Here is a 25272-nt window from a genome sequence, read left to right on the forward strand (position 1 = left end):
TCAACACTCCCATTATGATAATAATCTTCTATTTTATTTAATTCTCGCTGTTTTGTCGCAAATGAAAAAATAGTAAAGATATTTGTAATACAATCAGCAATTATGCCAAATAAATTATACCAAGAATCTTGCTTAGCCTGCTCCATTTTAGCAAGCTTAGTAAAAAACTGTAAAGCAAGCGGTAAATAAACAGCAGTAAAACCAATAATAACAGCAAATATTTTAATATTAGTATAGGCAAGAGTTGTACTGGAAAATAACGTAATGAGTAAAGGTTTACTTAATTTATACTCAATTGCTTGGTGCATTTTATAATAATTATCACCTATGCCCCGTACTCTTCCGACTATAGAGCCGGAAAGGTTATTTTGAAAATAAGTATAGGGCAAATTAAAACAGTGATTACATATTTTATTCATCATATCTTGAAAAATATAAGGCATGGCTTTAAGCTGTGCAAAATTGTGAGCACGCCAAGCTACATCAAGTATTGCTTGTGCAGCTATAAAAACCATTACCGGTTTATACTTTGTGCAAATGTAATCTTTTCGTTTTGGGTAAACAAATCAAGCAAAAGCTTTACAGCATAATTATATAGAATAGGAGAAAAACCATTTGCAAAAGGTGCCATCATCATAATAAGATAGCAATATTTATACGGCTTTATAACCGACCATAAAAAAGAGAGGGGGTGAAATGTTGTTTTCATAAATAAATTTGTTAAAAGCTTAAAGAAAAATTATACTTATAGCAAAAAGCAGTAAAGTATATCAAGTAATCTTTAATTCTATAATATTATTATGCAACCGATATTTACATTTAGAGTGGTAAATTTTACCGAAAAAAATTTATCTATTCTTATAGCAGACAGCATAGGTAATCCTACTACTGAAAAAATTAGCCAAGTATTAGAAAGTTATAAAAATACTAAGCTGCATCTTATCGGATGTTTTATAGAAGAAAACTTAATTGGTATAATTGGAATTGAAGTATTATCTATACAGGCTATAATTAGACATATTAGCGTATTAAAAACTTTTCGATCTCAAGGAATTGGAAAACAATTAATTTTATATATAATTAGTCATTTTACTTTAAAGAAAATAACAGCTGAAACTGATGATAGTGCAGTAAATTTTTATCGTGCTTTAGGTTTTAATTGCAAAATATTTGAAAGAAAATACAATCAGCGATATAATTGTAGCCTTCATTTTATATTAAGCAGTGACTTTGTTGCATGACTCCTAGGTCATTCCCGAATGGCATTGTTGCGTAGACCGTTTTATGTCATTCCTGCGAAAGCAGGAATCCAGTAAAACCGACAAAAAACTTGTTTTTTTAGGTTTATTCTGTGAATATTAAGACTATTTTTCTATATTCCTGCTTTCGCAGGAATGACATACGAGATACTACAAATACTTCTCATTCTCTTTCTTAACTAGAGCTATCAACTGCTCTATCGATAATACTTCCTGCTCGGTAGTTCCGAGTCCTCTTATCGTTACTTGTTTATTTTCTTTTTCCTGCTTACCGATTACGGCAATCATCGGTATTTTTTGACTAGAAAACTCACGAATCTTATAGTTAATTTTATCAGGTGAGATATTAATATCCGTTCTTACGCCATTATCAATTAAAGCTTTTTGCACTTCTAAAGCGTAATCGTTTAAATCGCTTGTGATTGTTGCAATAGCGACTTGTATAGGAGCAAGCCAAAGAGGAAAACGTCCAGCATATTCTTCAATCAATATACCGATAAAACGCTCAAGCGAGCCGAGTATTGCCCTATGGAGCATTACCGGTCTTTTTTTCTCACCGCTTGCTGCAATATAGCTAGCATCGAGTCGCTCCGGCAATATAAAATCCATCTGAAGTGTTCCGCATTGCCATTGCCGCCCTATCGCATCGGTTAAAACAAACTCAAGCTTCGGTCCGTAAAATGCTCCCTCGCCTAGGTTTAACGTATAAGTAAACCCTGCTTTTTCCACTGCTTCTTTTAAAGCATTCTCAGCCTTATCCCAAACTTCATCACTTCCTGCTCTGATTTCAGGGCGATCAGAGAATTTTACCTTTATATCGGTAAAACCGAAATCTTTATAAACTTCCGTCAGTAATTTACAAAAACTAACTGTTTCATCGGTAATTTGCTCCTCTGCACAAAATATATGTGCATCGTCTTGCACTAAACTCCGCACTCTCATTAAACCGTGTAATGCACCGGACACCTCATTACGATGACACAAACCAAACTCCGACATACGAAGCGGTAAATCACGATAGCTCTTGATACCTTGTTTGAAAATCTGCACGTGGCAAGGACAATTCATCGGCTTTAAAGCTAATGTCTTGTCATCTGTTTCTAACGCAAACATATCGTCACGAAATTTTTCCCAGTGTCCTGAAGCCTCCCAAAGGCTTTTATCCACCAAAACAGGAGTCTTAACCTCAGTATAACCGTTTTTACGAATCTTTTTCCTAATATACTGCTCGATAGTATTATATATACTCCAGCCTTTATCATGCCAAAATACCATCCCTTGAGCTTCTTCTTGGAAGTGGAATAAATCAAGCTCACGCCCAAGCTTTCTATGATCACGCTTTTCGGCTTCTTCAAGCATAAAGAGGTAATTATCTAGTTGCTCTTTCGTAGCCCACGCCGTACCGTATATACGCTGCAACATTTCATTACGACTATCACCTCGCCAATAAGCTCCCGCAACTTTCATCAACTTAAAATGCTTAACAAAACCTGTAGAGGGAGCATGCGGACCTCGGCATAAATCAATAAAATTACCTTGCTTGTATAAAGTAATTTGCTCACCTGCAGGAATTGAAGCAATAATTTCGGCTTTATAATGCTCTCCTATCGACTTAAAAAACTCTACAGCTTTATCCCTATCCCATAGCTCTCTTGTTACTTTCTTGTTCTTCTTTGAAAGTTCTTGCATTTTAGCTTCTATAACGGCTAAATCTTCAGTGGTAAAAGGCTTATCACGAGCAAAATCATAATAATAGCCGTTTTCAATTGCAGGACCAATCGTTACCTGAGTCTCAGGGAATAGTCCCTTTACTGCTTCAGCAGTTAAATGTGCCGCATCGTGCCTTATTACCTCAAGACATTCAGGGTCTTTTGCAGTTAAAATACGAAGCTTGCAATCATTTTCAATTACGGTACTTAAATCTTTAAGCTCACCGTTTATTTCAGCAACCATTGCTGCTTTAGCAAGCGACATTGAAATTGCATTTGCTACTTCATAGGCGGTAATGTTTTTTTCAAATTGTCTTACACTACCGTCGGGAAAAGATATATTTATCATTTTTATTCTAACTTGTTTTTTCTTCAAATTTCATAATTAGTTTTCAACGTCATTGCGAGGAAATTACGCAAGTAATTGTACGTCCGCAATCCAATAAAAAATGCTAAAAACCCGCATTTTTTATTATTTTGCTGGATTGCCACGCGAACTAAAGTTCGCTCGCAATGACGATTTGGTATCCAGGCAAGAATGACACTGTAGACTACTTTCTTTCGTGGTCTATTTGAGCCAGGGCATTCATAAATTCTAATACTCTTGCATCACTAAGGATCTGATCAATAGCTTTATCATTAAAGGTTAGTCCGGTATCTTTACCTTTCACATCAACTATTAAAGATTCACCGTCTTTTAATTCAGAATTTTTACTAAAAGCTTCTATTGCCCTAAAGCCGTATTGCTTTATTACTGAAGATTGTTTTCCTAGATTTAAAGCAAATTCCTTAGAATCTTCTATTTTATTAAGCACCGGTACAATAGCATCATTAGTATAATTCACAAAATTATTTATAACCGCATTTGGATCTGATAATTTTATTACACTTTCTAGATTCAGAGGATTATCTAAATTAGGCATATCAATATCGATAGCAAAATTAAAATCATCCATCACAAGATTAATTTTACCGGATAATTTTTTTGCTTCAGGATCAAACTCACCTTTTAAATTAAATTTGGAATTATTTATTTTTGCAAAAACACTCATTACTCTTTCTCCGTCTTCTTGAGTAATAGGGCTAGTTAGTTTAAAAATTTTATCTAACTCGGCTCTTTTATTTAAACCATTACTAAAGTAGCTTCCTAAAGCTTCAACTGCTGTTTTTTGGTATGTTTCAGAAGGTTCTATAGTAGATTTAATATTTAAAGCAAAATCAAAAATTTTATCTTTTTCTATATTTAATTTATATAAATTACTTTCTACTTTTCCTTTTCTTTCAATATCGCAAGAGAATAAAAATGTTTTACCTTTTACTAATTCTCCTAACATCTGCATAAAAATAACAGCATGCATATTTTCATCTTGCTTTTGATTTAGAGAAAAGTTTTGAATTAATAATTTTCCAAGAGCTAATAGCTCATCACTATATTTAAGCTTTAATTTGGAATTGTAAGAAATAGGTAAATTCAATATATCTAACTTTGTCAAACCATACTCAAAGGAAGCAGTATCAGAGTCATTAGCTATTTTATCTCTCAAAAATTCAAAAATTTTATCATATAAATTTCTTCTGTAATTTTCAGAAATAAAAGAAACAGTATTTTCTCCATCCAAAATTAACAAATTAAGGTTATCTGATGTTTTAGTATTAGTAATTACAGAATTGCTAATATCACTTTCTGCTAATTTTTCTGCATCTAAAGAACTATAAAGAGTTGATTTATTGTCACTCAAGCTTAATTTCCAATAATCAGGCTCTCTATTAAATAAAGATTTTCTAAACCAAATTGTTGTATGATGATCAGGTGAGTAAAAAATATTTTTTTCATCTTGAGCAGTAGTAATTTTTACGTCATTTCCGTAAGAATCAATTTTTGTAATATTTAAAAACGGTATATGCCTAATAACTATTTCATCAAAATAAAAATCTATAGGTTTTAACATTACTTTATTTAAAGTAATACTAAATCCATATTTATTAACTTTTATTGAATCATAAGTTATATATTCCCCGTATTCATCAATAATAGAGATAATATTCTCTTTACTTTGATGTTCAAATTTATAGGCAGCATATCCCCATCCTACTAAGATTAGAGCTATAAAACTTATTATAATAAATCGTATTTTCATCTTTTTTACTGTAAAAAATTATTAAAAATCAAAAATGTTATCCTTGTGTGGATACCAAATCGTCATTGCGAGGAAACTTACAATAGTAAATTGACTAAGCAATCTCAGGAATTTGTTATTATTTCATGAGATTGCCACGTCGCCTACGGCTCCTCGCAATGACGATTTGGTGTCCGTGCAACAATGGCTGCTCACAATGACGATGAAACCGAACCATGCAACAAAACCGGTATGACATTGGAGTGTTTTTCAAGTCCAAAATAGCATATATCGCTTTAAAAATATATTTATTTTTCTTTTAAACGATCAGCTATTAGCTGATATGATTCAAAAGCTTTATTAGGCTCGTTTTCAAGCAATTCAAATCCCAATTTTTCATTACTGTTAATATGCCATAACCTACAATTATCCGGACTAATTTCATCAGTTAACATAATGATAGATTCTTCACCGTTAAACACACGCCCAAATTCTAATTTACATTCAACAAGACGAATCCCGACACCAATAAATAAGCCGCTTAGAAAATCATATATACGCAAAGCTTGCTCTTTTACCGCTTTAATTTCATCCCTAGTTAACCAGCCGAAATTTAATATTTGATACTCATTAACTATCGGATATTTAAATTCACGACTTCGGACCTTAAAATCAATGATCGGTTTATCAAATACATACCCTTCGTCCATACCGAACTCTTTTACAAATCTACCGCACGCTACCGATGATATTATTACTTGTACCGGAAAAACCTCAACATATTGAATTAATTGCTCCCTCATATTTATTTTTTCAATAAAATGATTTTCAATGCCGTTCATTTCCAGTTTATTCATTAGAAAGGAAGAAATATTATTATTAAGTACCCCCTTGCCTGAGACCTCAATAATTTCACCGCTTTCTAAGGTAACATTATCGGAAAAGGCCATTATAAGTAAAAAATCTTCTTCGGCGGAATATAAAATTTTACTTGAACCTTTGTAAAGTTGTGTTTTCATTTGTTATTTTCTCAAAATTTACTTAAGTAGTCGTGCCACCCTGTGGCCCCTCCATGTGGTCCAGTTAAAAATACTACGATTATCAGTATTTTTAGCTGCATTTCTAGATACCGTGGCGGGGCCACGGGATGACATACTGACACTTTGCGATCTATGCATCTACTCGAAGATCATTCGGACCAATAATTGCCGATGTAGTAATACCACTAAATATTTTATTTGCCGTATTAATAATGTCATCGGCTTTTATATTCGTAATAATTTCCATAATCTCTTCAGGAGAAATATATTTACCGAAAGCTGCATAATTTTTACCAATTTCTTCTGATTTATAAGCTACTTTTTCTTGTGCCATCAACAAATTACTTCGTAGTTGTGTTTTAGCTCTAATCATCTCTTCTTCATTAACTTTCTCAGTCATCTTGGTTATTTCGGTTTTAAGCTCTTTGTATAATAACTCCAATTTATCATGTGCGGTACTTGCATAAATAGTAAATACCCCACTATCAGAATATGTACTATTATAACTACCCACTGCATATGCAAGACCTAATTTTTCACGAATATGCTGAAATAAACGTGAAGACATACCACCTCCGAATATTATAGCAAGTAACTGGGTTCGGTAAAGCCTTTCTAAGTTAATATAAGGCGTTCCTTCAAAACCAAGAATTAAAGTAGTCTGCTCTAAATCCTTATTGATAAAGCTATTACCTCCTATATATTTTGCAGGAAGAAAATTACTTTTTTCTCCTTGCTTTAAAGAGGAAAACAATCGCTCTGCACTACTTACTATTTTATCGTGATCAACATTACCGGCAACCGATAAATACAAATTTCCAGCGTTATAATGTTTATCTATAAAACTCAAAAAATGCTCTTTAGTAAAACTAGATAATGTTTTGCTTGTTCCAAGAATCGGTTTACCAAGCGGCTGGTCCTTATAAACACTGCTATAAAACTTCTCATATATTAAATCATCCGGATTATCTTGACTATGTGCTATTTCCTGTAATATTACCTGATATTCCTTTGCTATCTCTTCTTCAGCAAAGATAGAATTTTGTATTATATCGCCAAGTATATTAAGTGCTTTATTACAATTTTCGGATAATACTCGTGCATAATATATTGTTTTTTCATGACCTGTATAAGCATTAAAATGACCGCCTATTTCATCAAATTCTTCGGCTATTTGTTTTGCCGTTCTTGTTGTTGTACCTTTAAAAGCCATATGCTCAAGAAAATGAGAAATGCCTTCTTCTTCAGGATTTTCATAACGGCTTCCGACTTTAACAATTAAATTTATTGCTACCGAATTAACATAAGGCATATTATAGGTTAAAATTGTTAAACCGTTTTTTAATTTACTAACGTTAAAATTTTCTTTCATAATTTATTTTTTACTTTCTAAATTGTCATTGCGAGGAGGCATTGTTGCGTGGATATCTAATCGTCATTGCGAGGAGCGAAGCGACGAAGCAAGGAAGAAAAAAATTCTGTAAATCAGAATTTTTTTAATTATTTTCTGGATTGCTTCGTCGCTTCGCTCCTCGCAATGACGATTTTTGATTTAAGCGATGACTCTCTTAACTTCGCAAGCCTTAGAAATCTTGCAAAGGCAAAAATCATTGAATCTACAAAACCGTCAAAACCGAATACAAAATAGCGTCTGATAAAAAACGCTTTAAAAAACCACCATATAATTTCAGTTGTTAAACGAAAATTTGAAAGCTTTTTTCCTTGCTTAACTAAATCTTTTGCTTGCTCGCTAGAATAAAAATTTGCTTTAGTTACCAACTGCTCAATTGAAGTACCGGAATAATGATAAGCAGCTTCATTTAATAGATAAATTTTACCTGCAAAATCAACATCTTTGTTAAATACCACCGAATCATGAGTAGTACTATTTACGGTATTTGCAAAACTTGCAAATTTTTTATTATACAACCTAGTACATTTATTAAATGGAGCAAACATTCGTGGCTTTTGGTCATTACGATGCATTATTAACAGCTTTATTTGATAAGCCAAATAACGATCTTGATTATGAGAGGCAAAAATATACTCTATTTCGTCTTGTAACTCTTTAGACAACTCCTCATCGGCATCAATATTAAGAATCCAATCATTTACGCAAAGACTTTCGGCAAAAGATTTCTGCCCTACATAGCCAAGCCACGGCTTTACTATTACCTTTGCTCCTAATTTTTCAGCTATATTAACCGTATCATCTGTGCTTTCGCTATCGACTACTATAACTTCATCGACAATATTTTTTACGCTATTTATAGCTCGTGCTATTCTTGCAGCTTCATTCTTGGTAATAATAAATGCTGAGATTTTTGTCATATACTTAATAATATCATTGCAAGAAACTTAAACCTTGTTACATATATCAAAAAACGTATCCGGTGTCATTCCATGGCTTGACCACGGGATGACAGAGGTAAAATTGATCCACGCAACAATGCCTAGCGGGAATGACATTACTGCACTGTACTAACAATAATTTTACCCTATCATCCTAACACCAACTTAACTACATAAGTTAAAAGTAGCGTGGATAATAATCCGCTGAGCCATAGAATAATAAACCATTGCCACCCTTTTAGACAAGAGGTTATTTTTTTAATATATCGGATGATGAGATGATTTGCCACGGAATATATAATAACAATAGAAAGTATAGCCAAGTATGATAGGTAGGAATATCCCAGCCCCTATTAACAGTAAAGACTGTGACTCCGGTGCTGCTGCTGCGGTTTCGAGCGTAACTTTATAAGGAACGATATATGGCCATATACTTATCGCAAGCCCTAAATATCCTAATAAAAATAACAAGATCGTATAAATAAACGGCTTTACTTCTTTTTTTTGCCTAACGGCTTTAATTAACTTAATAAATATTAAAGCCGTTACAATAGGTACAATCGATAAATAGTAAATATTAGGTACACTAAACCAACGATGATTTATGTGGTTATTTAAGAAAGGAACCCATAAGCTTACAAGTCCCATAAAAAGTGCAACGTAAAATAAAATATATAAAGCAGATTTATAAGCCCAATCTTGTGTTTTCTTTTCTGTTTTCAGAATAAGCCAAGTAGCACCCAAGAGTGCATAACCGAATATTAATGCTATCCCAGTCATAACGGAGAAGGGAGTAAGAAAATCAAAGCTCCCTCCTGCAAATTCTCGTCCTTCTATCTCTATTCCTTGGACAAACGTGCCAAGCATTAAACCTTGACAAAAAACAGCAAGCATAGAACCGAAATGAAAGGCATAGTCCCAAATATAACGATGACCTATATGAGCCTTAAAACGGAATTCAAAAGCTACACCACGAAATATTAGGCCAAGTAACATTAATATAATGGGAATATATAAGGCCGGCATTAATAGCGAATATGCCAGCGGGAAAGCTGCAAATAAACCACCGCCGCCAAGTACTAACCAAGTTTCGTTACCGTCCCAAAAAGGAGCAATAGAATTGATCATTTTATGACGGCAATCATCGGTAGGTGCAAACGGAAATAAGATTCCTACTCCTAAATCAAAACCGTCTAATAAAACATATAAACAAATAGCGGTAGCTATAAGACCACCCCAAATAAGCAGTAAATCTATATAAGGTGCAAAGTTTAACATTAGGTTTTTCTTTAAATTATATCATTTACAATATTAGTATATACATTTTTTTCTTCTTTTTGTAGAGTTCTTTTAGATAAGGTTACAAATATTCTTGCTAATGTATCTCATTTGTGCTACTAATATAGTAGTAATCATTGTTAAATTTCAAGTAATTGTATGACTAAATCAGCTTTCATAAGAGCACGAGTTGAACCGGAATTAAAAGAAGAAGCAGAAAACGTGCTTGATGAGCTTGGCATCACTCCTACACAAGCGGTTACAATGCTATATAAGTACGTAGCACGCGAACATAAATGGCCTACTACAATAAAAATTCCCAATGCCGTTACTCTAAAAACATTTGAATCAACTGATAATAAAATCGGACTAATTGCCTCTAATAACACAAAGGAAATGTTTAAAAAACTTGGTATTTAAGTGGTGTTTAGACCTATCTATACTAAATCTTTTGAAAAAGATATAAAACTAGCAATTAAGCGAGGCAAAGACCTAAATAAACTAAAAATGCTTATAGAATTATTAGTTAATAAAACAGCTTTACCTATCAAATATCAAGATCATCAACTAATCGGAAATTTTATAGGTCGAAGAGAATGTCACATAGAACCCAATTGGTTACTAATCTATAAAATTGATAATGAATGTATAATTTTTGAACACACAGGCACTCATTCTAATTTATTTAAGTAAAAACTATTTTACTTTTCTAATAATGGGTTATTCAAACCGATCTCTCCGTACGTTTCTTTATTATCTATCGCTTCTATACCTTTCTTTATTAAATGCATTATATAATATATACCCGCTCCGAAAATGATCACATATACTACTACAAAAGCAATTAGAGAAATAAATACATATTTGCCGAGTACCGGTGATACCGTATCTGCGGTTTTTAAAATATTATATACTATATAAGGTTGTCTACCTATCTCGGTTACAAACCAACCGGCAAGTACTGCAATAAAACCTGAAGGTGACATTAATATATACCAATATTGAAACCAGTGCGTAGTATATAATCTTTTCTTCAAGTAAAGATATAACCCCGCAATACCTGTAAATACCATTAAAAAACCGATTCCTATCATAATACGGAAGCTAAAAAATACGACTAGCACCGGCGGACGCTCTTCTTTTGTCCATTCTTTTAACCCTTTCACTTCACCGTCTAAGCTATGCGTTAAGATTAAACTACTAGCATAAGGTATTTCTACAGCATATTTTGTTTTTTCTTCTTCCACGTCAGGAAAGCCAATAAGATTAAAAGCTGCTCCTTTTTCTGTATTCCAAATACCTTCCATAGCCGAAACTTTAACCGGCTGATATTTAAGAGTATTTAAACCATGCAAATCACCGATAAATATTTGAATAGGTGCAACGATTAATGCCATTAACACCGCCATAAAAAGCATAATTTTAGCATGCTCTTTATAACGATTATTTAGTAAATAAAAGCTAGCTACACCACCGATAACAAAAGAAGTAGTTAAATAAGCCGCCGTAATCATATGGAAAAAGCGATATGGGAAAGAAGGGTTAAAGATAATTTCTAGCCAATTTAAAGGGAAAAAGAACCCATCGCCTTGCAGTTCAAAACCAGCAGGCGTATGCATCCAGCTACTAGCTGCAAGTATCCAAAAGGCTGAGATTACAGTACCAACAGCAACTATTAACGTAGAAATAAAATGTACTTTTTTACTGACTTTATTAAAGCCGAATAACATTATACCTAAAAAAGAAGATTCGAGGAAAAAGGCAGTAAATACTTCAAAACCGAGAAGCGGACCGAGGACATTTCCAACCTTATCTGAAAAATTCGACCAGTTAGTACCGAATTGATAAGACATTACAACGCCTGAAACTACTCCCATACCGAAAGTAACCGCAAAAATCTTCACCCAAAATTTGTATATTTCTTGATAAACCGGCTTTTTTGTTTTTAACCATAACCCTTCAATTACCGCTAAAAAGCTTGCAAACCCTATAGTAAAAGCAGGAAATATTATATGAAAACTTATGGTAAAAGCAAACTGAATCCTCGATAATAATACTTGATCAAATTCCATATTTAAGCTGCTGTTTTAAGATAATAAGCTTTTTGACAATAACAATATACTCCAGTATAATGAATTAAGTAGACGAAGTTTAATTTGGAAAAGAGTAATCGGTCCATAAGACGAGGAGCGGGGCGTATACTTAAATACGTGAACACCACAGTACTTATAGAACGACGCAGCCAATTTTTCAAATTAAACGAGTATACAGTATTTGATTTAATCAGCCGCCTTTGCTATTATTAAATTCTATCTGATTAGTTTTAACAAATTTTCCTTTTTCGGAGTTCCAATTATAATGAACATTTACTATTCTTACTTCTGTAACATTAATATCACCATTGGGCAATTGAGTTACATCATACCCTTTTCGGATAGAATCCGTAATTAATAAACTTGCTTGACAAATATATTTTACATCAAAGAACAGAGAATCGTCTTCCTTAGACTTTTCTTGTTCTTCTAAAAAATTATTAGATAATTCTTTTTCTTGCATTTCTAATGATTTTGAAGTTATTTTCTGAATTTTGTAGCATTATTTAAGGTAAGAAGCAAGGCTTGTTTATTATTTTTCCATAGATTTAATATTTTTAGGTATATTTTTGCAAAATAATTAAATTAAAATATGCTCTGAAATAACATGAATTAATATATTATTTTAAAATTGAGGTACATTATCGTGATAAAATACCCTACTTTATCTAAATCAACATTTAGCTTAGGTATTTATTTTTTAAAATTCGATAAAGTTAAAATTACTTTATTGACTGTAATCTGTATTTTACTCGGTATGATTCCGGCAATTGATAGTATATTACTTCAGAAAATCATTGATCTAATCGAATCTTTCAGTGATGAGAACGCAAATAACCTTTTATCTTCCATGATTTACTGGGCAGTATTTTATGCTCTTTGGTGGGAGAGTATTAATATAGCATATCGTTCATATGATTATTTGTATCTAAAGACTATGCCCGTAATAAAAGGAAAAATACTAAATGAACTTTATAATTATACTCAATATCATAGCCATAAATTCTTTCAGGATAATTTAGCCGGACATATTAGCAATCGTATTACTGAAACCGCAAGATCGTTTGAGATGATTATTTCAATATTCGGTGAAAAAATTCTTCGTAAACTAGCTATTATCGTATTTGCATTAATCGCTTTATATTCCGTACATTACGTTTTTGCTACGATATTTATTTTATGGATTACGGTTTTTTTAGCACTCAGCGTTCTTTTCTCGGATAAAATCAATAAATACTCGTTAAATTATGCTAGAAGCCAATCTTTTGTTGCCGGTAGTATCGTAGATGCAATTAGCAACATTAATGCGGTTAGAATGTTTACAGCCCATAAATTTGAACGTCAACATCTAGAAACAAGGGTAGAAAATGCCGTGGCTGATGAGCAAACTATGCAATTCTTTATGTTCAAATTGCGTTATGCTCTTGGAACTTCTTGTTCAATAATGATTTTTATAATGATTTATTATTTATCTAAACTTCGTAGCGAGTTATCTATAAGCATAGGTGATTGCGTATTAGTGCTAACATTATGTATAAATGTAGCAGACGATATTTGGGATTTAACGCAAGAAATCGGTGATATGTTCGAGCAGATCGGGGCATTTAATCAAGGCTTATCACTAATGGCACCGCATATTATAACGGATATTGAAAACGCTACTCCTTTAGATATCAAAGAAGGGATTATTGAATTTAGAAATGTTACGTTTAATTATCATCATAATAACAATCTATTTTATAATAAATCGGTATTAATACCGAGTAAACAAAAAGTAGGGCTAGTTGGATTTTCCGGTTCAGGGAAAACCACTTTTATTAGTTTGCTGACTAGATTACATGATATAGAAGAAGGAATGATTTTAATAGATAATCAAAATATTAAAAACGTAACTCAAGATTCTTTAAGAAAAGCCATTAGCCTTATACCTCAAGAGCCGGTGCTTTTTCATCGTACTATTTTGGATAATATCAGATATGGAAAAAAAGAAGCTACTCTTGAGGAGGTTATAGAAGCGGCAAAATCTGCACATATTCATGATGTTATCGATAATCTACCAGACGGTTACGATACTATGTGCGGAGAGCGAGGAAATAATTTATCCGGCGGTCAGCGTCAAAGAATCATTATAGCAAGAGCCATCTTAAAAAATGCTCCTATTTTAATTCTTGATGAAGCAACAAGTAGCTTAGATAGTAAGACTGAAAGTCTGATTCAAGAGTCAATGGATTATTTAATGCAAAATAAAACCGTGATAGTCATTGCCCACAGATTATCTACTTTACTCAATATGGATAGGATTTTAGTTTTTGAAAAAGGTAGTATAATAGATGACGGTAGCCACGCAGAATTATTGAAAAATAGTAAGCTATATCAAAAATTATGGAACTCCCAAGTTAAAGGATTGATAGTGTGAGGCAATTATTATCATATGCTGTTATAGTAATTTCTTTAACTGCTAATATTCTATAATGAAACTATCTGATTTTGACTTTGATTTACCAAGTGACCTTATCGCACAATATCCGGCTAGCGAACGTGATAACTCGGATTTACTAATTGCCAGGACAAAGCCTATTAAAACCAAATTCTACAACATATTAGATTACTTAAAAGAAGGGGATTTATTAGTCTTTAATAATAGCAAAGTGATTAAAGCAAAGTTACATTTGGGGAAGAATATTACAATAAATTTGAATCAAAAATTATCTGATAATTGTTGGTCGGCTTTTGCTAAGCCGGCTCGAAAGCTTAATATAAGCGATGAATTTTATTTTGATAATCATAAGGTAATAATTACCGACAAACTTGCAATGGGTGAGATTAAAGTAAAATTTGAACTTGATAATATTTCGGTATTTGAATTTTTAGACAAATACGGTGAGATGCCGCTACCGATTTATATTAGGCGTTCACACTCGTTATGTCATCCACGTACTACATTGTTGCGTGAATCGGAAAATATACTCGGTGTCATCCCGTGGCTTGACCACGGGATGACAAACGACAACGAACGCTATCAAACAATTTACAATCAAATAGAAGGTTCAGTTGCAGCACCGACGGCAGGGTTACACTTTACAAAGGATATACTTGATAAACTCAACACAAAAGGCGTACATACTGCTTTTGTAACCTTACATGTGGGAGCAGGAACTTTTTTACCTGTAAAAACCGAAAATATTCATGAGCATAAAATGCATACCGAATATTGCTCTATTACTCCTGAAACTACTGAAATCATCAACAAAGCAAAGCAAGAAAGGAGGCGTATTATCGTAGTCGGCACTACCACGCTTAGAACCCTTGAGAGTTCTTGTAATAACGGCGTCGTAAAAGCAGGTAGTTTTGAAACTAATATTTTTATAACTCCCGGCTTTAAATTTCAAACGGCCGATATGCTGCTTACTAATTTCCATTTCCCTAAATCTACTTTATTTATGCTTATATGTGCTTTTGCCGGCTTTAAAGAGATGCATGAATTATATAAATATGCTATAAAAGAAAAAATGCGTTTTTTCAGCTATGGCGATGCAACACTTTTGTATAGGAAAGTATGAATAGTATCACAGAATATTCTTTTTTAACAAATCTTACTAAATTACCTTTTATCGAGGAGATTTGGCTTTTTGGCTCACGCGGGCGAGGGGATAATCATGAGAGAGCGGATATTGATATCGCCATTCTTTGCCCTAATGCAAATGAAGATGATTGGCATCAAGTTTTAGACATAATAGATGATGCAGATACACTTTTAAAAATAGATTGTGTACGATTCGATACATTAAACGATGATGATAAACTTAAACAAAATATTATTAATTTTAAAAAAATTCTTTATAAAAAATGTTTACACTAATGGAAAAAATATTCTGGAAAGACTCTTTCCTAGCACTAGGGCAAGCTATACAACGTTTACATGAAGTTATAGAGCGATCTAAGGTAGATAAAAATGATTATGTGTTAGATGCCTCTGTAAAAAGATTTGAATTTGTTATTGAATTATTTTGGAAAACCTTAAAAAAAATACTTAAACATGAAAAGATTGAAAGTAATACTCCAAAAGATGTCCTAAGTAAAGCTTTTCAGTTTAGTCTTATCGATGATGAAAAAATGTGGCTTGGAATGCTTGATGACCGCAATAATACTTCTCATGTTTATAAATATGAGGATGCAAAACAAGTTTTTGAGAATATAAAGTTATATCTGCCGATTTTAGAAAAAACATATAACAAACTAGAGAAAAAATATTTTGGATGATAAAATTCTCTACTTCATTAATACTAGATACAAAACAAGCTGCTTTACTAGAAGAATTAAAACAACTAGCAGCAGAACTTAATAAGCCTAAAAGTTTATTCAAATTCTTTAATCAAAACAATTTAAAAAGCGGAATTTATTTATACGGTCTGGTGGGCAGCGGTAAAACTATGCTCATGAATTCTTTTTTTGAAGAGATAAGCATATCTAAAATCATTATCCATTATCAGAACTTTATGCAGGAAATTCATAAATCTACGCATAAATTACAAACAGAAAATCAGAAAGATATCATCCCTAAAATTGCTAAAAACTATGCTAAACAAACTAAACTGTTATGTATAGATGAGTTTGAAATTAAAGACATTACCGATGCAATGATAATAGGTAGATTATTTAATGAATTAATAAAGCAAAATATTTTTATTTTTATAACCTCTAACACGAGTCCCAATAATCTTTACAAAGACGGATTACAACGAGAATCTTTCTTACCTTTTATAAAGATAATCAATAATACATTTTACGTTAAATATCTAGATAATCACCATGATTATCGATTTGATAAAGCATTAGGAGTTAAAGGGGCAAGGATAATTTATCCCTTAACTTTAGAAAACCAAAACAAACTTGAAAAAATTACCACAGATATTAGTGATAATAATCTCGTTTTTCAAAATATACAGGTTCTAGGTAGAGAAATATCCTTTCAAAAAGTACATAAAAGAATATTAGTAACAGATTATAATGAATTATTTATAAGAGACTTAAGCTATATCGATTATGTTAATATTTGTCAAAATTTCAACGTTATTATAGTGGGGAATGTTCATACTATCGATGCTAATGATACAAATACAGCCGTTAGATTTATCAACTTTATCGATAATGCCTATTTCTATAAAATACTTTTATTTATGAGCCTAGAAGATAAGCCGAGTAAAATATATCAAGGTTCAGCACGAGCCGCAGAATTCAAACGAACTATTTCAAGACTAAATGAAATGAATAGCGAATCTTATTTATTAAATAGATTTCTTGTATAACGTAGCTAATAAGGAGGAATCCCTCCGGAGGTACTTCACCTCGAACCGCAGCGTACACGCAAGTAACGTGAGGATTCGAGTCTAGGCTCGACATACAAATTACCCTTAGAAGCAAGTTATGCAAGAAGTCTAATAATGATTTTAAGAATTAACTTCCTTAAGAGCTTAAAATATGAATATTATTCTTTCAAAAATCTTATCAATTTTCGCTAAAAAAGCTCTTTAATTACTAAAAATTTATTTACAGATAGACCTAAGAAATTCAATAAATTCATCAATATTGATTTTTATATCATCTTCTAAATGTTCTTCTGTTGTCTGATCTACATAAAAAGGATAATAATCACATGACATATAATTTGCCATTCTTTTATAAAAACTTCTAGGAGGAGTTGTACCATGATCAATCTCTACTAGTTTACATTTTGGAGTCGAAAAAATAAGGTTAGCAAATCCTGATCCATGCGGTCCAACTATTATTTTTGCTTTATTAAAAAGCTGGGCCTGTTCATACGGAGAGGATAGCTCTAGATATATTGCCTTAAAACCAAGTTTCTCAATTTTTTCTATTAATTCTTCTTCATTAACTATTTTTCTGGTAGAAGCGTATTTACGAGAAATATATATTTTATCGTATGCTTTACTATTATCTTTAAAAAAATATTTCTTAAATCTTTTTTTAACCATAAAGGCAAAATTGTACCTTTTACCGGAATAAACGGTACAGATGGAACAATTAGTCTAGTAGCTTGAATTATACAATCGCTATTTACTACAAAAAGCTTATCTTCCGGTATATTTAAATAATTTAATACTATTTCTAATGACTTAATTTGCCATGAATATTTTAAATTATTAATATAGATACGGTCATATTCAAGATCCAATTCTTTTAATATAATTAATCTAGGCAAAATTTGTAGCAGCCAATGATACCAATTTTCAGAACCAGAAGATGAAATTACTGCTAATTTCCCATTAAAATATAAAGGATTTTCTGTATTAATATCTCGTTTCTTATTTAATAAACGATGTTGATCACCTAAGCTTGTTTGAGTATCTTGTAGAATATAACCTTCTTGAGTTAAAATTCCACCTTCATTAATTACTGTGCCATTTGGTAACTCTAAAGTAAATTGCTCTGTATTTTTTTCTTTAAATAACTTTTTAATTTCTATGTTAGATTTTAGCGATTCTATGGAAATAAGTTGATGCTTATTCTTTAATGCATAAGCATTACTAATATAGAAGATGATAAGAATTATGAATATAAAATATCTCATAAAGAGAAAAAAAGATAATTAAAAATTTGTATTGCAAGCTTGGCAGCGACTTACTCTCCCATGCCTTATGACATAGTACCATTAGCGCTATGAGGTTTCACGTTCGAGTTCGGGATGGGATCATGTGTTTCACTCATGCTATAACCACCAAGCTAGCAATACAAACTTTTAAAAAGATAGATTTGTATTATAGTTTGCTGTTAATGTTGTTGCATGACTAAATTTGTCATTCCTGCGGAAACAAGAATCTAAATATTAAAAATTTTTCTAGATACCGTGGCGGGACCACGGTATGACATTATTAGCTGTGCAACAACATTTTTATCCATTGATAAAGCTAATTTAACCTGATAACTTTGTGAGTTGATACTACATTTTTATAGAATTAACACTATATGCATATGTAATCTCACAGCAAAGTAAATCAATCGAGCTATTAGTATCAGTTAGCTACACACATTACTGTGCTTCCACACCTGACCTATCAACGTGGTGGTCTTCCACGGCTCTAATGGGGAAGTCTAGTTTTGAGGTGGGTTTCCTGCTTAGATGCATTCAGCGGTTATCCCTTCCGTACTTAGCTACCCAGCTGTGCCATTGGCACGACAACTGGTCCACCAGGGGTACGTCCACCTCGGTCCTCTCGTACTAAAGGCAGATCCTCTCAAACTTCCTACACCCACGGCAGATAGGGACCGAACTGTCTCACGACGTTCTAAACCCAGCTCACGTACCACTTTAATCGGCGAACAGCCGAACCCTTGGGACCTTCTCCAGCCCCAGGATGTGATGAGCCGACATCGAGGTGCCAAACGATTTCGTCGCTATGGACGCTTGGAAATCATCAGCCTGTTATCCCCGGAGTACCTTTTATTCGTTGAGCGATGGCCCTTCCACTCGGGACCACCGGATCACTATGACCGACTTTCGTCTCTGCTCGTCTTGTCAGACTCGCAGTCAGGCTAGCTTATGCCATTGCACTCTAAAAGTTGATTTCCGACCAACCTGAGCTAACCATCGCGCGCCTCCGTTACTCTTTGGGAGGCGACCGCCCCAGTCAAACTACCCACCATGCATTGTCTCGGATCCTGATTCAAGGATCTCGGTTAGATGTCAAGAACCAAAAGGGTGGTATCTCAAGGGTGACTCCACAAAGGCTGACGCCTTCGCTTCGTAGTCTCCCACCTATCCTGCACATCTGATTCCTAACACCAGTGCAAAGCTATAGTAAAGGTTCACGGGGTCTTTCCGTCTGACCGCGGGAACTCCGCATCTTCACGGAGAATTCAATTTCGCTGAGTCGATACTGGAGACAGTGGGGAAATCGTTACGCCATTCGTGCGGGTCGGAACTTACCCGACAAGGAATTTCGCTACCTTAGGACCGTCATAGTTACGGCCGCCGTTCACTGGGACTTCAATTCAGAGCTTGCACCCCTCCTTTTAATCTTCCAGCACTGGGCAGGCGTCAGACCCTATACGTCGTCTATTGACTTTGCAGAGCCCTGTGTTTTTAATAAACAGTCGCTACCCCCTAGCTTGTGCCACCTGCACATGGTTGCCCATATACAGGTCATCTTTCTTCCGAAGTTACAGATGCAATTTGCCTAGTTCCTTCAGCATCGTTCTCTCAAGCGCCTTGGTATACTCTACCTGTCCACCTGTGTCGGTTTCGGGTACGGTCTATAATGAAGGTGTTATTTCCTGGAAAATATTCACTGCACAATCAATCCAATAAGACTGTACAATTTACTATTTTCGTCACATCCTTCAGGTTCAGGAATATTAACCTGATTCCCATCGATTACGCCTTTCAGCCTCACCTTAGGGGCCGACTAACCTTGCGCAGATTAACTTTACGCAAGAACCCTTGGACTTTCGGCGAGAATGTTTCTCACATTCTTTATCGCTACTTATGTCAGCATTCTCACTTCCGATACCTCCAGCAAACCTTACGGTTCACCTTCGCAGGCTTACGGAACGCTCCGCTACCATTTATGCCAAATGCATAAATCCGCATCTTCGGTACATGACTTGAGCCCCGTTACATTGTTGGCGCAAGAAAACTTATTTAGACTAGTGAGCTATTACGCTTTCTTTAAATGATGGCTGCTTCTAAGCCAACATCCTAGTTGTTTTGGTCTTCTCACATCCTTTAACACTTAGTCATGATTTAGGGACCTTAGATGGCGGTCTGGGCTTTTTCCCTCTCGACTATGGACCTTAGCACCCATAGTCTGTCTGCTATGCTATACTCGTCGACATTCGGAGTTTGATTGAGTTTGGTAAGTCTGTGGGACCCCCTAGCTCATTCAGTGCTCTACCTTCGACGGTAATCGCTATAACGCTCTACCTAAATAGATTTCGCGGAGAACCAGCTATATCCGAGTTTGATTGGCCTTTCACCCCTAACCACAGCTCATCCCCTACTTTTTCAACAGTAGTGGGTTCGGTCCTTCAGCGGATTTTACTCCGCTTTCAACCTGGCCATGGCTAGATCACCCGGTTTCGGGTTTAATTCATCTAACTAAACACCCTATTCAGACTCGCTTTCGCTACGCCTACACCTAACGGCTTAAGCTTGCTAGATAAACTAAGTCGCTGACCCATTATACAAAAGGTACGCCGTCACAAGACATATAAATACGCTTGCTCCGACTGCTTGTAAGCATTTGGTTTCAGATACTATTTCACTCCCCTTGTCGGGGTACTTTTCACCTTTCCCTCACGGTACTTGTTCACTATCGGTCACTAGAGAGTACTTAGGCTTAGAGGGTGGTCCCCCTATGTTCAAACAGGATTTCACGTGTCCCGCCTTACTCAAGGACTTCAAACTTTTTACCTATACGGGACTATCACCCTCTATGGTCAACCTTTCCATGTTGTTTTAGTTATTTTTTTGAAGCCACTGGCCTGGTCCGCGTTCGCTCGTCACTACTAACGGAGTCTCGGTTGATGTCCTTTCCTCCAGCTACTTAGATATTTCAGTTCGCTGGGTTTGCTTCATATAGCTATGTATTCACTATACAATACCTAATAAATTAGGTGGGTTTCCCCATTCGGAAATCTTCGGATCAAAGTTTATTCGCAACTCCCCGAAGCTTATCGCAGCGTATTACGTCCTTCATCGCCTTCTAGTGCCAAGGCATCCACCAAATGCTCTTATTATATTTACTTACGCTTTTAACTTGAGATTACACGATGCATACAGAATTAATTTCACAATTATTTTCAGTATCTACTCACGATATAAATTTTTATTATCGCGGTGTATTTAGTTTTTTAGCTTTATCAACTTTTTAAACAGCTACAAAGTTTTAAGTTTCAAACCTTGCGTGATGATTTTATATCTACATTTTTAAAGCTTGTCAAACACTAATTTCAAATAATTTTAATTTTATTTTTTATAAGATGGGCTAAAGTTATTTTAAGCTCTTTTTAGAGTAGGCTTTGTCGGCTTTTTGTTTAGATTTTCAGTCCCTAATTTTGTATTTACCTTACCGCCTAAATCTTCAAAAAAGAATCTGCATTTTTGTAAAACCTGATTTACTGCTTTCATTTCTCCTTCTCTGTTTATCAAACCGCTTTGAGTTTTAACAAACAATAATTTACCGTCTTTTCTAAAGACTAGATTTTCATCAATTTCAAAATCTTTAGTTATACTTAAATTACCGTTCTTATCAAATTTACCTAAAATATTTTTCTGTAAATCAGCAAATTCGGCATGAGCGTATAATTTTGAAATTTCTTTTATTTGCTTTGGATCGTTTATATGTTCGCCAGCTTTGTTAATAAAGCCGCTAATTTCATATTGAGATGTTTTAGCGTGTGGAGTTTTTTTCACAAGAAATTGAGTTTCCGTAAGTAGTTTAGTTTGATTCTCTACTTCATCATCTACTATATTAATTACTTTCCTTTTTATAGAATAAATATTACTATTCTTTTCAAGCTTTAAGATAAACTCCTTAATGTCTAAATCATCATTAAACCTAACTTCTTTTTTATCTTTACCCATAATTAATACTCTTATTTTAATATTGTATCTTTTAAAATATTTGTACCACGTAAAAATTCTTCTATATTCAAAGCTTTTTTACTCTCTTGCTGAAGTTTTTTCACTCGTAATATACCGCTTCCACAAGCTATTTCCAGCTTATCGCTAATAACGGTGCCGGAAGTAAAGTGATGCTCCGCATTTAAATATTCTGCTTCAAGGATTTTAATTATTTTATCATTATAACTAAAATATGCTCCGGGCCAGGGATTCATTCCTCTTATTTTACAATCTATTTTATATGCGGATTCATGCCAATTAATTTTTCCTTCTTCTTTAGTTAATTTATGAGCATACGTAACGCCATCACTTGACTGTTTTATCGGTACTATATTATCAATATTTGCAAGTGTTTTTATTAGTAATTTAGCTCCTAAATTAGCACATTTATTGTGCAATTCTTCCAATGTTGTCCTTTCTTCTAAATCAAAATCTTCTTTCATCAATATATCACCCGTATCAAGCCCTGCATCCATACGCATAATACATACGCTACTTTTCCGATCACCCTCTATAATAGTACGCGGCAGAGGAGCCGCTCCTCTGTGGCGAGGCAAATCGGATGGATGGATATTAAGACAGCCGTATTTTTTAGCTTCTAATATAGCTTTAGGCACAATAAAACCATATGCAATAACAACTATAATATCAGCATTAACTTTATTAATTAGATTTATTGTTTCATCATTACGCAAAGTAGAAGGGGTATAAACAGGAATTTGATGCTCAAATGCTAATTGATGTATGGGGGATTTAACTAAGTTAAGCCCCCTACCCTTAGCTTTAGGTTGCTGTGTAAAAACAGCTTTAACTTCGTGATGAGTTATAAGTTTTTTAAGAGCAGGAACAGCAAATTCAGGCGTTCCCATAAAGATTACTTTCACACTATATTATTTTTGAGTTTCTTAAGCTTACGAAGTACTACATCTCGTTTTAAATTACTTAAATAATCAATCATAAGCTTACCTTCTAAATGATCACACTCATGCTGGATAACTCTTGCAAGCCAATCATTTGCTTTAAGCTCTTGTGATTTACCATAATAGTCTAAATACCTAATCTTTATAGATTCCGGTCTTGCCACCTCAATACGTTGCTCTGGTACTGAGATACAACCTTCATTAGCCGTAATTAGCTCTTCTGATTTTTCTATTATTTCAGGATTTACTATAAAAAGCGGATAAAAATCCTTTGGTCTTTCTACCGGATCATGATCTTTTATATCAATTACTAAAATACGTTTCAATACCCCTACTTGTACTGCCGCAAGCCCTGCACCGTCTTCATGGTACATAGTTTTAAGCATATCATCCATAAATTTTCGTGTTTGATCTGTAAACTCTAAAACCGGCTGAGATTTCTGCTTTAATCTTTCATCAGGTGCAGTTACTATCGGTAATATTGACATAATTAAATCTTAATATTTTATTTTAATATACCATAAAACCACCAAAATGTAAAGAAAGCAAACCCGCCTAATTCCAGCAATAGTTGCATAATAAACTCACCTATTTGCAATAATTTGTCGAATTAATAATATTTAGTAAAAAATAATAGCAAATATCAGATAACATGTTAATAAATAAGGCTTGCATAAAATTAAGGAGGAATAACAATGCATTGGGGTGATATTGAAGAAATTGCCGAACAACTCGAAGAACATTGTAGCGATCAGTATAATGAAAAAAAAATTTCATTATTAAAGCTAGAGAAACTGATTAGAGATTTAAAGGACTTTGAAGATGAAGAGAAAAAAGTCGAAGAAGTTACATAGTTACATTAGAAGAAATTTTAGACAAATGGGAAGAATTACGCGAAGAAATTAGAGAAATCGATTAAGTAGCTTTTGAGTTATTTTTAGGCATTTATAAATTAACTTTATAAAAATATATTATAATCAATAACAATATAGCAACTGCCTGAAAAAAAACTCTTAAAGTCATTAACTTTGAACTAAATTTCTTATCAAACTTTCCTCCGATAGCCATCGACACTACCCCTATAATAAGAACCGAAACGGTTAAACCAATCGCAATTAATAACCACATCATAATTTATTGCTCAATATATAATTTCCTACACAAAGATTATATGCTTTTTCTTTTTTAAATCAATTATCTAATTAATATTTGAGTTCCAGTTCAAAAATTAACTAATTCTTCACAAAAAATAACAATTCTAGGAACACAAATATCTAATTTATCAAATATAGATAATTCAACAATTACTTTAAAAGAAAAAGAGATATTAGGTTCTTGCGTTCTTATTAATTTCTGCTTAAAAATATCTAAAAATACAAATAATTTAATTTTCTGCACGCAAGAACCTAGAGTATTTTGAGAAACCTAATCTAAGCTTTCTGAGTTACACTATATATATTATCTATCAGTTTAACAAAAGCACCATTTCCTAAAACATTAGCACAAGTGATCACAGGATCAAATAAGATATAAAGAGCTGTAATCAGAGACATCATATTAGTATTAAAACCTAGATATTGTTCAAGTATAGGAAGCATTACAATAATTCATCCACCTGGTATAGCTGCTACTGAAAATTTTGCCAATACAAAATAAAAAGCAAAAATAAGATAATTAAATAAAGTAGGCTCAGCTAATCCATAACTTTTTAGTATAGCATAAGCTAAAATCGGTATAGCGAAACAATCACCAACAAGATGAATATTTACTGTTATTGGTACAACGGTACGAGCGAGTGCTTTATTATTTGTATTATTTTCCGCTCCTATTATACTAAGTGGCATACTTATAGGAAGTGTTGA

At 33.5% G+C, this 25272-nt stretch carries 25 protein-coding genes, 2 rRNA genes and 3 pseudogenes; 10 read left to right on the forward strand and 20 right to left on the reverse strand.

All coding sequences use genetic code 11. The annotated features are described in order from the left end of the window. Positions 1-515: ABC transporter transmembrane domain-containing protein (locus SB78_RS03450; protein WP_241773709.1), on the reverse strand; the 515-nt coding region annotated here is incomplete at its 3' end. Between the two features lie 285 nt (positions 516-800). Here SB78_RS03450 and SB78_RS03455 point away from each other — a divergent pair. After that, positions 801-1241, forward strand: a complete 441-nt coding sequence (locus SB78_RS03455; protein ID WP_052458477.1) for a GNAT family N-acetyltransferase — start codon at positions 801-803, stop codon at positions 1239-1241. Positions 1242-1409: 168 nt separating this feature from the next. Here the strand turns inward: SB78_RS03455 and thrS are convergent, their stop codons facing one another. From thrS to cydB, 7 genes are all read right to left on the reverse strand, one after another. Further along, a complete protein-coding gene (thrS, locus tag SB78_RS03460) occupies positions 1410-3317 on the reverse strand; it encodes a threonine--tRNA ligase (RefSeq protein ID WP_041078697.1) in 1908 nt (635 codons plus the stop codon). A gap of 202 nt (positions 3318-3519) precedes the next feature. Then, entirely contained in the window at positions 3520-5106 is a 1587-nt protein-coding gene (locus SB78_RS03465; protein WP_041078699.1) for a hypothetical protein, read from the reverse strand. 287 nt (positions 5107-5393) lie between these two features. Then, complete coding sequence (locus tag SB78_RS03470; RefSeq protein ID WP_041078701.1) at positions 5394-6104, reverse strand: phosphoribosylaminoimidazolesuccinocarboxamide synthase; 711 nt, start codon at positions 6102-6104, stop codon at positions 5394-5396. Between the two features lie 18 nt (positions 6105-6122). After that, the gene (locus tag SB78_RS10370; RefSeq protein WP_206743492.1) at positions 6123-6263 is read right to left on the reverse strand and encodes a hypothetical protein; all 141 of its coding nucleotides are present in this window, start codon (positions 6261-6263) and stop codon (positions 6123-6125) included. Then, positions 6256-7497 carry a M16 family metallopeptidase gene (locus SB78_RS03475; RefSeq protein WP_041078703.1) on the reverse strand — a complete coding sequence of 414 codons (1242 nt, stop codon included), beginning with the start codon at positions 7495-7497 and terminating at the stop codon, positions 6256-6258. Before SB78_RS03475 ends, SB78_RS10370 begins: the two co-directional genes overlap by 8 nt. A 128-nt stretch (positions 7498-7625) precedes the next feature. Next, positions 7626-8456, reverse strand: a complete 831-nt coding sequence (locus SB78_RS03480) for a glycosyltransferase family 2 protein (protein WP_410524501.1) — start codon at positions 8454-8456, stop codon at positions 7626-7628. 279 nt (positions 8457-8735) lie between these two features. Next, positions 8736-9755, reverse strand: a complete 1020-nt coding sequence (gene cydB / locus SB78_RS03485) for a cytochrome d ubiquinol oxidase subunit II (protein WP_041078707.1) — start codon at positions 9753-9755, stop codon at positions 8736-8738. A gap of 159 nt (positions 9756-9914) precedes the next feature. Here cydB and SB78_RS03490 point away from each other — a divergent pair, with 159 nt between their 5' ends. Both SB78_RS03490 and SB78_RS03495 read left to right on the forward strand, forming a co-directional pair. Continuing rightward, positions 9915-10175: a type II toxin-antitoxin system RelB/DinJ family antitoxin gene (locus SB78_RS03490; RefSeq protein ID WP_040257140.1), complete on the forward strand. Its 261-nt coding sequence runs from the start codon at positions 9915-9917 to the stop codon at positions 10173-10175. 3 nt (positions 10176-10178) lie between these two features. Beyond that, positions 10179-10448, forward strand: a complete 270-nt coding sequence (locus tag SB78_RS03495; RefSeq protein WP_041078729.1) for a type II toxin-antitoxin system YafQ family toxin — start codon at positions 10179-10181, stop codon at positions 10446-10448. Positions 10449-10456: 8 nt separating this feature from the next. On the opposite strand, the gene SB78_RS03500 is transcribed toward SB78_RS03495, so the two are convergent. Beyond that, complete coding sequence (locus SB78_RS03500) at positions 10457-11827, reverse strand: cytochrome ubiquinol oxidase subunit I (RefSeq protein WP_041078710.1); 1371 nt, start codon at positions 11825-11827, stop codon at positions 10457-10459. A 211-nt stretch (positions 11828-12038) separates the two neighbouring features. After that, positions 12039-12311: a DUF2671 domain-containing protein gene (locus SB78_RS03505; RefSeq protein WP_041078712.1), complete on the reverse strand. Its 273-nt coding sequence runs from the start codon at positions 12309-12311 to the stop codon at positions 12039-12041. Positions 12312-12494: 183 nt separating this feature from the next. On the opposite strand from SB78_RS03505, the gene SB78_RS03510 reads away from it, so the two are divergent. From SB78_RS03510 to SB78_RS10785, 6 genes and pseudogenes are all read left to right on the forward strand, one after another. Next, positions 12495-14264 carry an ABC transporter ATP-binding protein gene (locus SB78_RS03510; RefSeq protein WP_041078714.1) on the forward strand — a complete coding sequence of 590 codons (1770 nt, stop codon included), beginning with the start codon at positions 12495-12497 and terminating at the stop codon, positions 14262-14264. Positions 14265-14319: 55 nt separating this feature from the next. Continuing rightward, complete coding sequence (gene queA, locus SB78_RS03515) at positions 14320-15408, forward strand: tRNA preQ1(34) S-adenosylmethionine ribosyltransferase-isomerase QueA (protein ID WP_041078716.1); 1089 nt, start codon at positions 14320-14322, stop codon at positions 15406-15408. After that, positions 15405-15707 carry a nucleotidyltransferase domain-containing protein gene (locus SB78_RS03520; protein ID WP_041078718.1) on the forward strand — a complete coding sequence of 101 codons (303 nt, stop codon included), beginning with the start codon at positions 15405-15407 and terminating at the stop codon, positions 15705-15707. Before queA ends, SB78_RS03520 begins: the two co-directional genes overlap by 4 nt. Continuing rightward, the gene (locus SB78_RS03525; RefSeq protein WP_041078731.1) at positions 15707-16108 is read left to right on the forward strand and encodes an HI0074 family nucleotidyltransferase substrate-binding subunit; all 402 of its coding nucleotides are present in this window, start codon (positions 15707-15709) and stop codon (positions 16106-16108) included. The genes SB78_RS03520 and SB78_RS03525 overlap by 1 nt, the downstream gene beginning before the upstream one ends. After that, on the forward strand, positions 16105-17154 hold the full coding sequence (gene zapE, locus SB78_RS03530) for a cell division protein ZapE (protein WP_041078720.1): 1050 nt from the start codon (positions 16105-16107) through the stop codon (positions 17152-17154). Before SB78_RS03525 ends, zapE begins: the two co-directional genes overlap by 4 nt. Further along, positions 17150-17295: pseudogene (locus SB78_RS10785) on the forward strand (palindromic element RPE1 domain-containing protein); the annotation flags it as partial. The gene zapE and the pseudogene SB78_RS10785, both read left to right, overlap by 5 nt. A gap of 96 nt (positions 17296-17391) precedes the next feature. Here the strand turns inward: SB78_RS10785 and SB78_RS07985 are convergent. The 7 genes from SB78_RS07985 to def form a co-directional block, all read right to left on the reverse strand. After that, a complete protein-coding gene (locus tag SB78_RS07985; RefSeq protein ID WP_241773710.1) occupies positions 17392-17841 on the reverse strand; it encodes a glycosyltransferase family 61 protein in 450 nt (149 codons plus the stop codon). After that, positions 17742-18437, reverse strand: a complete 696-nt coding sequence (locus tag SB78_RS10790) for a glycosyltransferase family 61 protein (RefSeq protein ID WP_241773711.1) — start codon at positions 18435-18437, stop codon at positions 17742-17744. Before SB78_RS10790 ends, SB78_RS07985 begins: the two co-directional genes overlap by 100 nt. 37 nt (positions 18438-18474) lie before the next feature. After that, positions 18475-18589: ribosomal RNA gene (rrf, locus tag SB78_RS03540) — 5S ribosomal RNA — on the reverse strand. A 263-nt stretch (positions 18590-18852) separates the two neighbouring features. Beyond that, positions 18853-21613 (reverse strand): 23S ribosomal RNA (locus SB78_RS03545). Between the two features lie 250 nt (positions 21614-21863). Next, positions 21864-22280 (reverse strand): hypothetical protein, encoded by a 417-nt coding sequence (locus tag SB78_RS03550; protein WP_041078733.1) that lies wholly within the window; start codon positions 22278-22280, stop codon positions 21864-21866. A gap of 182 nt (positions 22281-22462) precedes the next feature. Then, positions 22463-23374 (reverse strand): methionyl-tRNA formyltransferase, encoded by a 912-nt coding sequence (gene fmt / locus SB78_RS03555; protein ID WP_041078722.1) that lies wholly within the window; start codon positions 23372-23374, stop codon positions 22463-22465. Then, positions 23371-23898 (reverse strand): peptide deformylase, encoded by a 528-nt coding sequence (gene def, locus SB78_RS03560; protein ID WP_041078724.1) that lies wholly within the window; start codon positions 23896-23898, stop codon positions 23371-23373. Before def ends, fmt begins: the two co-directional genes overlap by 4 nt. A gap of 207 nt (positions 23899-24105) precedes the next feature. On the opposite strand from def, the pseudogene SB78_RS03565 reads away from it, so the two are divergent. Continuing rightward, positions 24106-24329 (forward strand): annotated as a pseudogene (locus SB78_RS03565) (Fe-S cluster assembly protein IscX). A gap of 26 nt (positions 24330-24355) precedes the next feature. On the opposite strand, the gene SB78_RS03570 reads toward SB78_RS03565, so the two are convergent. The 3 genes and pseudogenes from SB78_RS03570 to SB78_RS11740 form a co-directional block, all read right to left on the reverse strand. Continuing rightward, positions 24356-24541, reverse strand: a complete 186-nt coding sequence (locus SB78_RS03570; RefSeq protein ID WP_040257119.1) for a twin transmembrane helix small protein — start codon at positions 24539-24541, stop codon at positions 24356-24358. Positions 24542-24631: 90 nt separating this feature from the next. Beyond that, complete coding sequence (locus tag SB78_RS03575; RefSeq protein WP_041078726.1) at positions 24632-24808, reverse strand: hypothetical protein; 177 nt, start codon at positions 24806-24808, stop codon at positions 24632-24634. A gap of 32 nt (positions 24809-24840) precedes the next feature. Beyond that, positions 24841-25254: pseudogene (locus SB78_RS11740) on the reverse strand (cation:dicarboxylate symporter family transporter). Positions 25255-25272: the final 18 nt, after the last annotated feature.

The organism is Rickettsia asembonensis, from assembly GCF_000828125.2.
Classification (GTDB): Bacteria; Pseudomonadota; Alphaproteobacteria; order Rickettsiales; family Rickettsiaceae; genus Rickettsia; species Rickettsia asembonensis.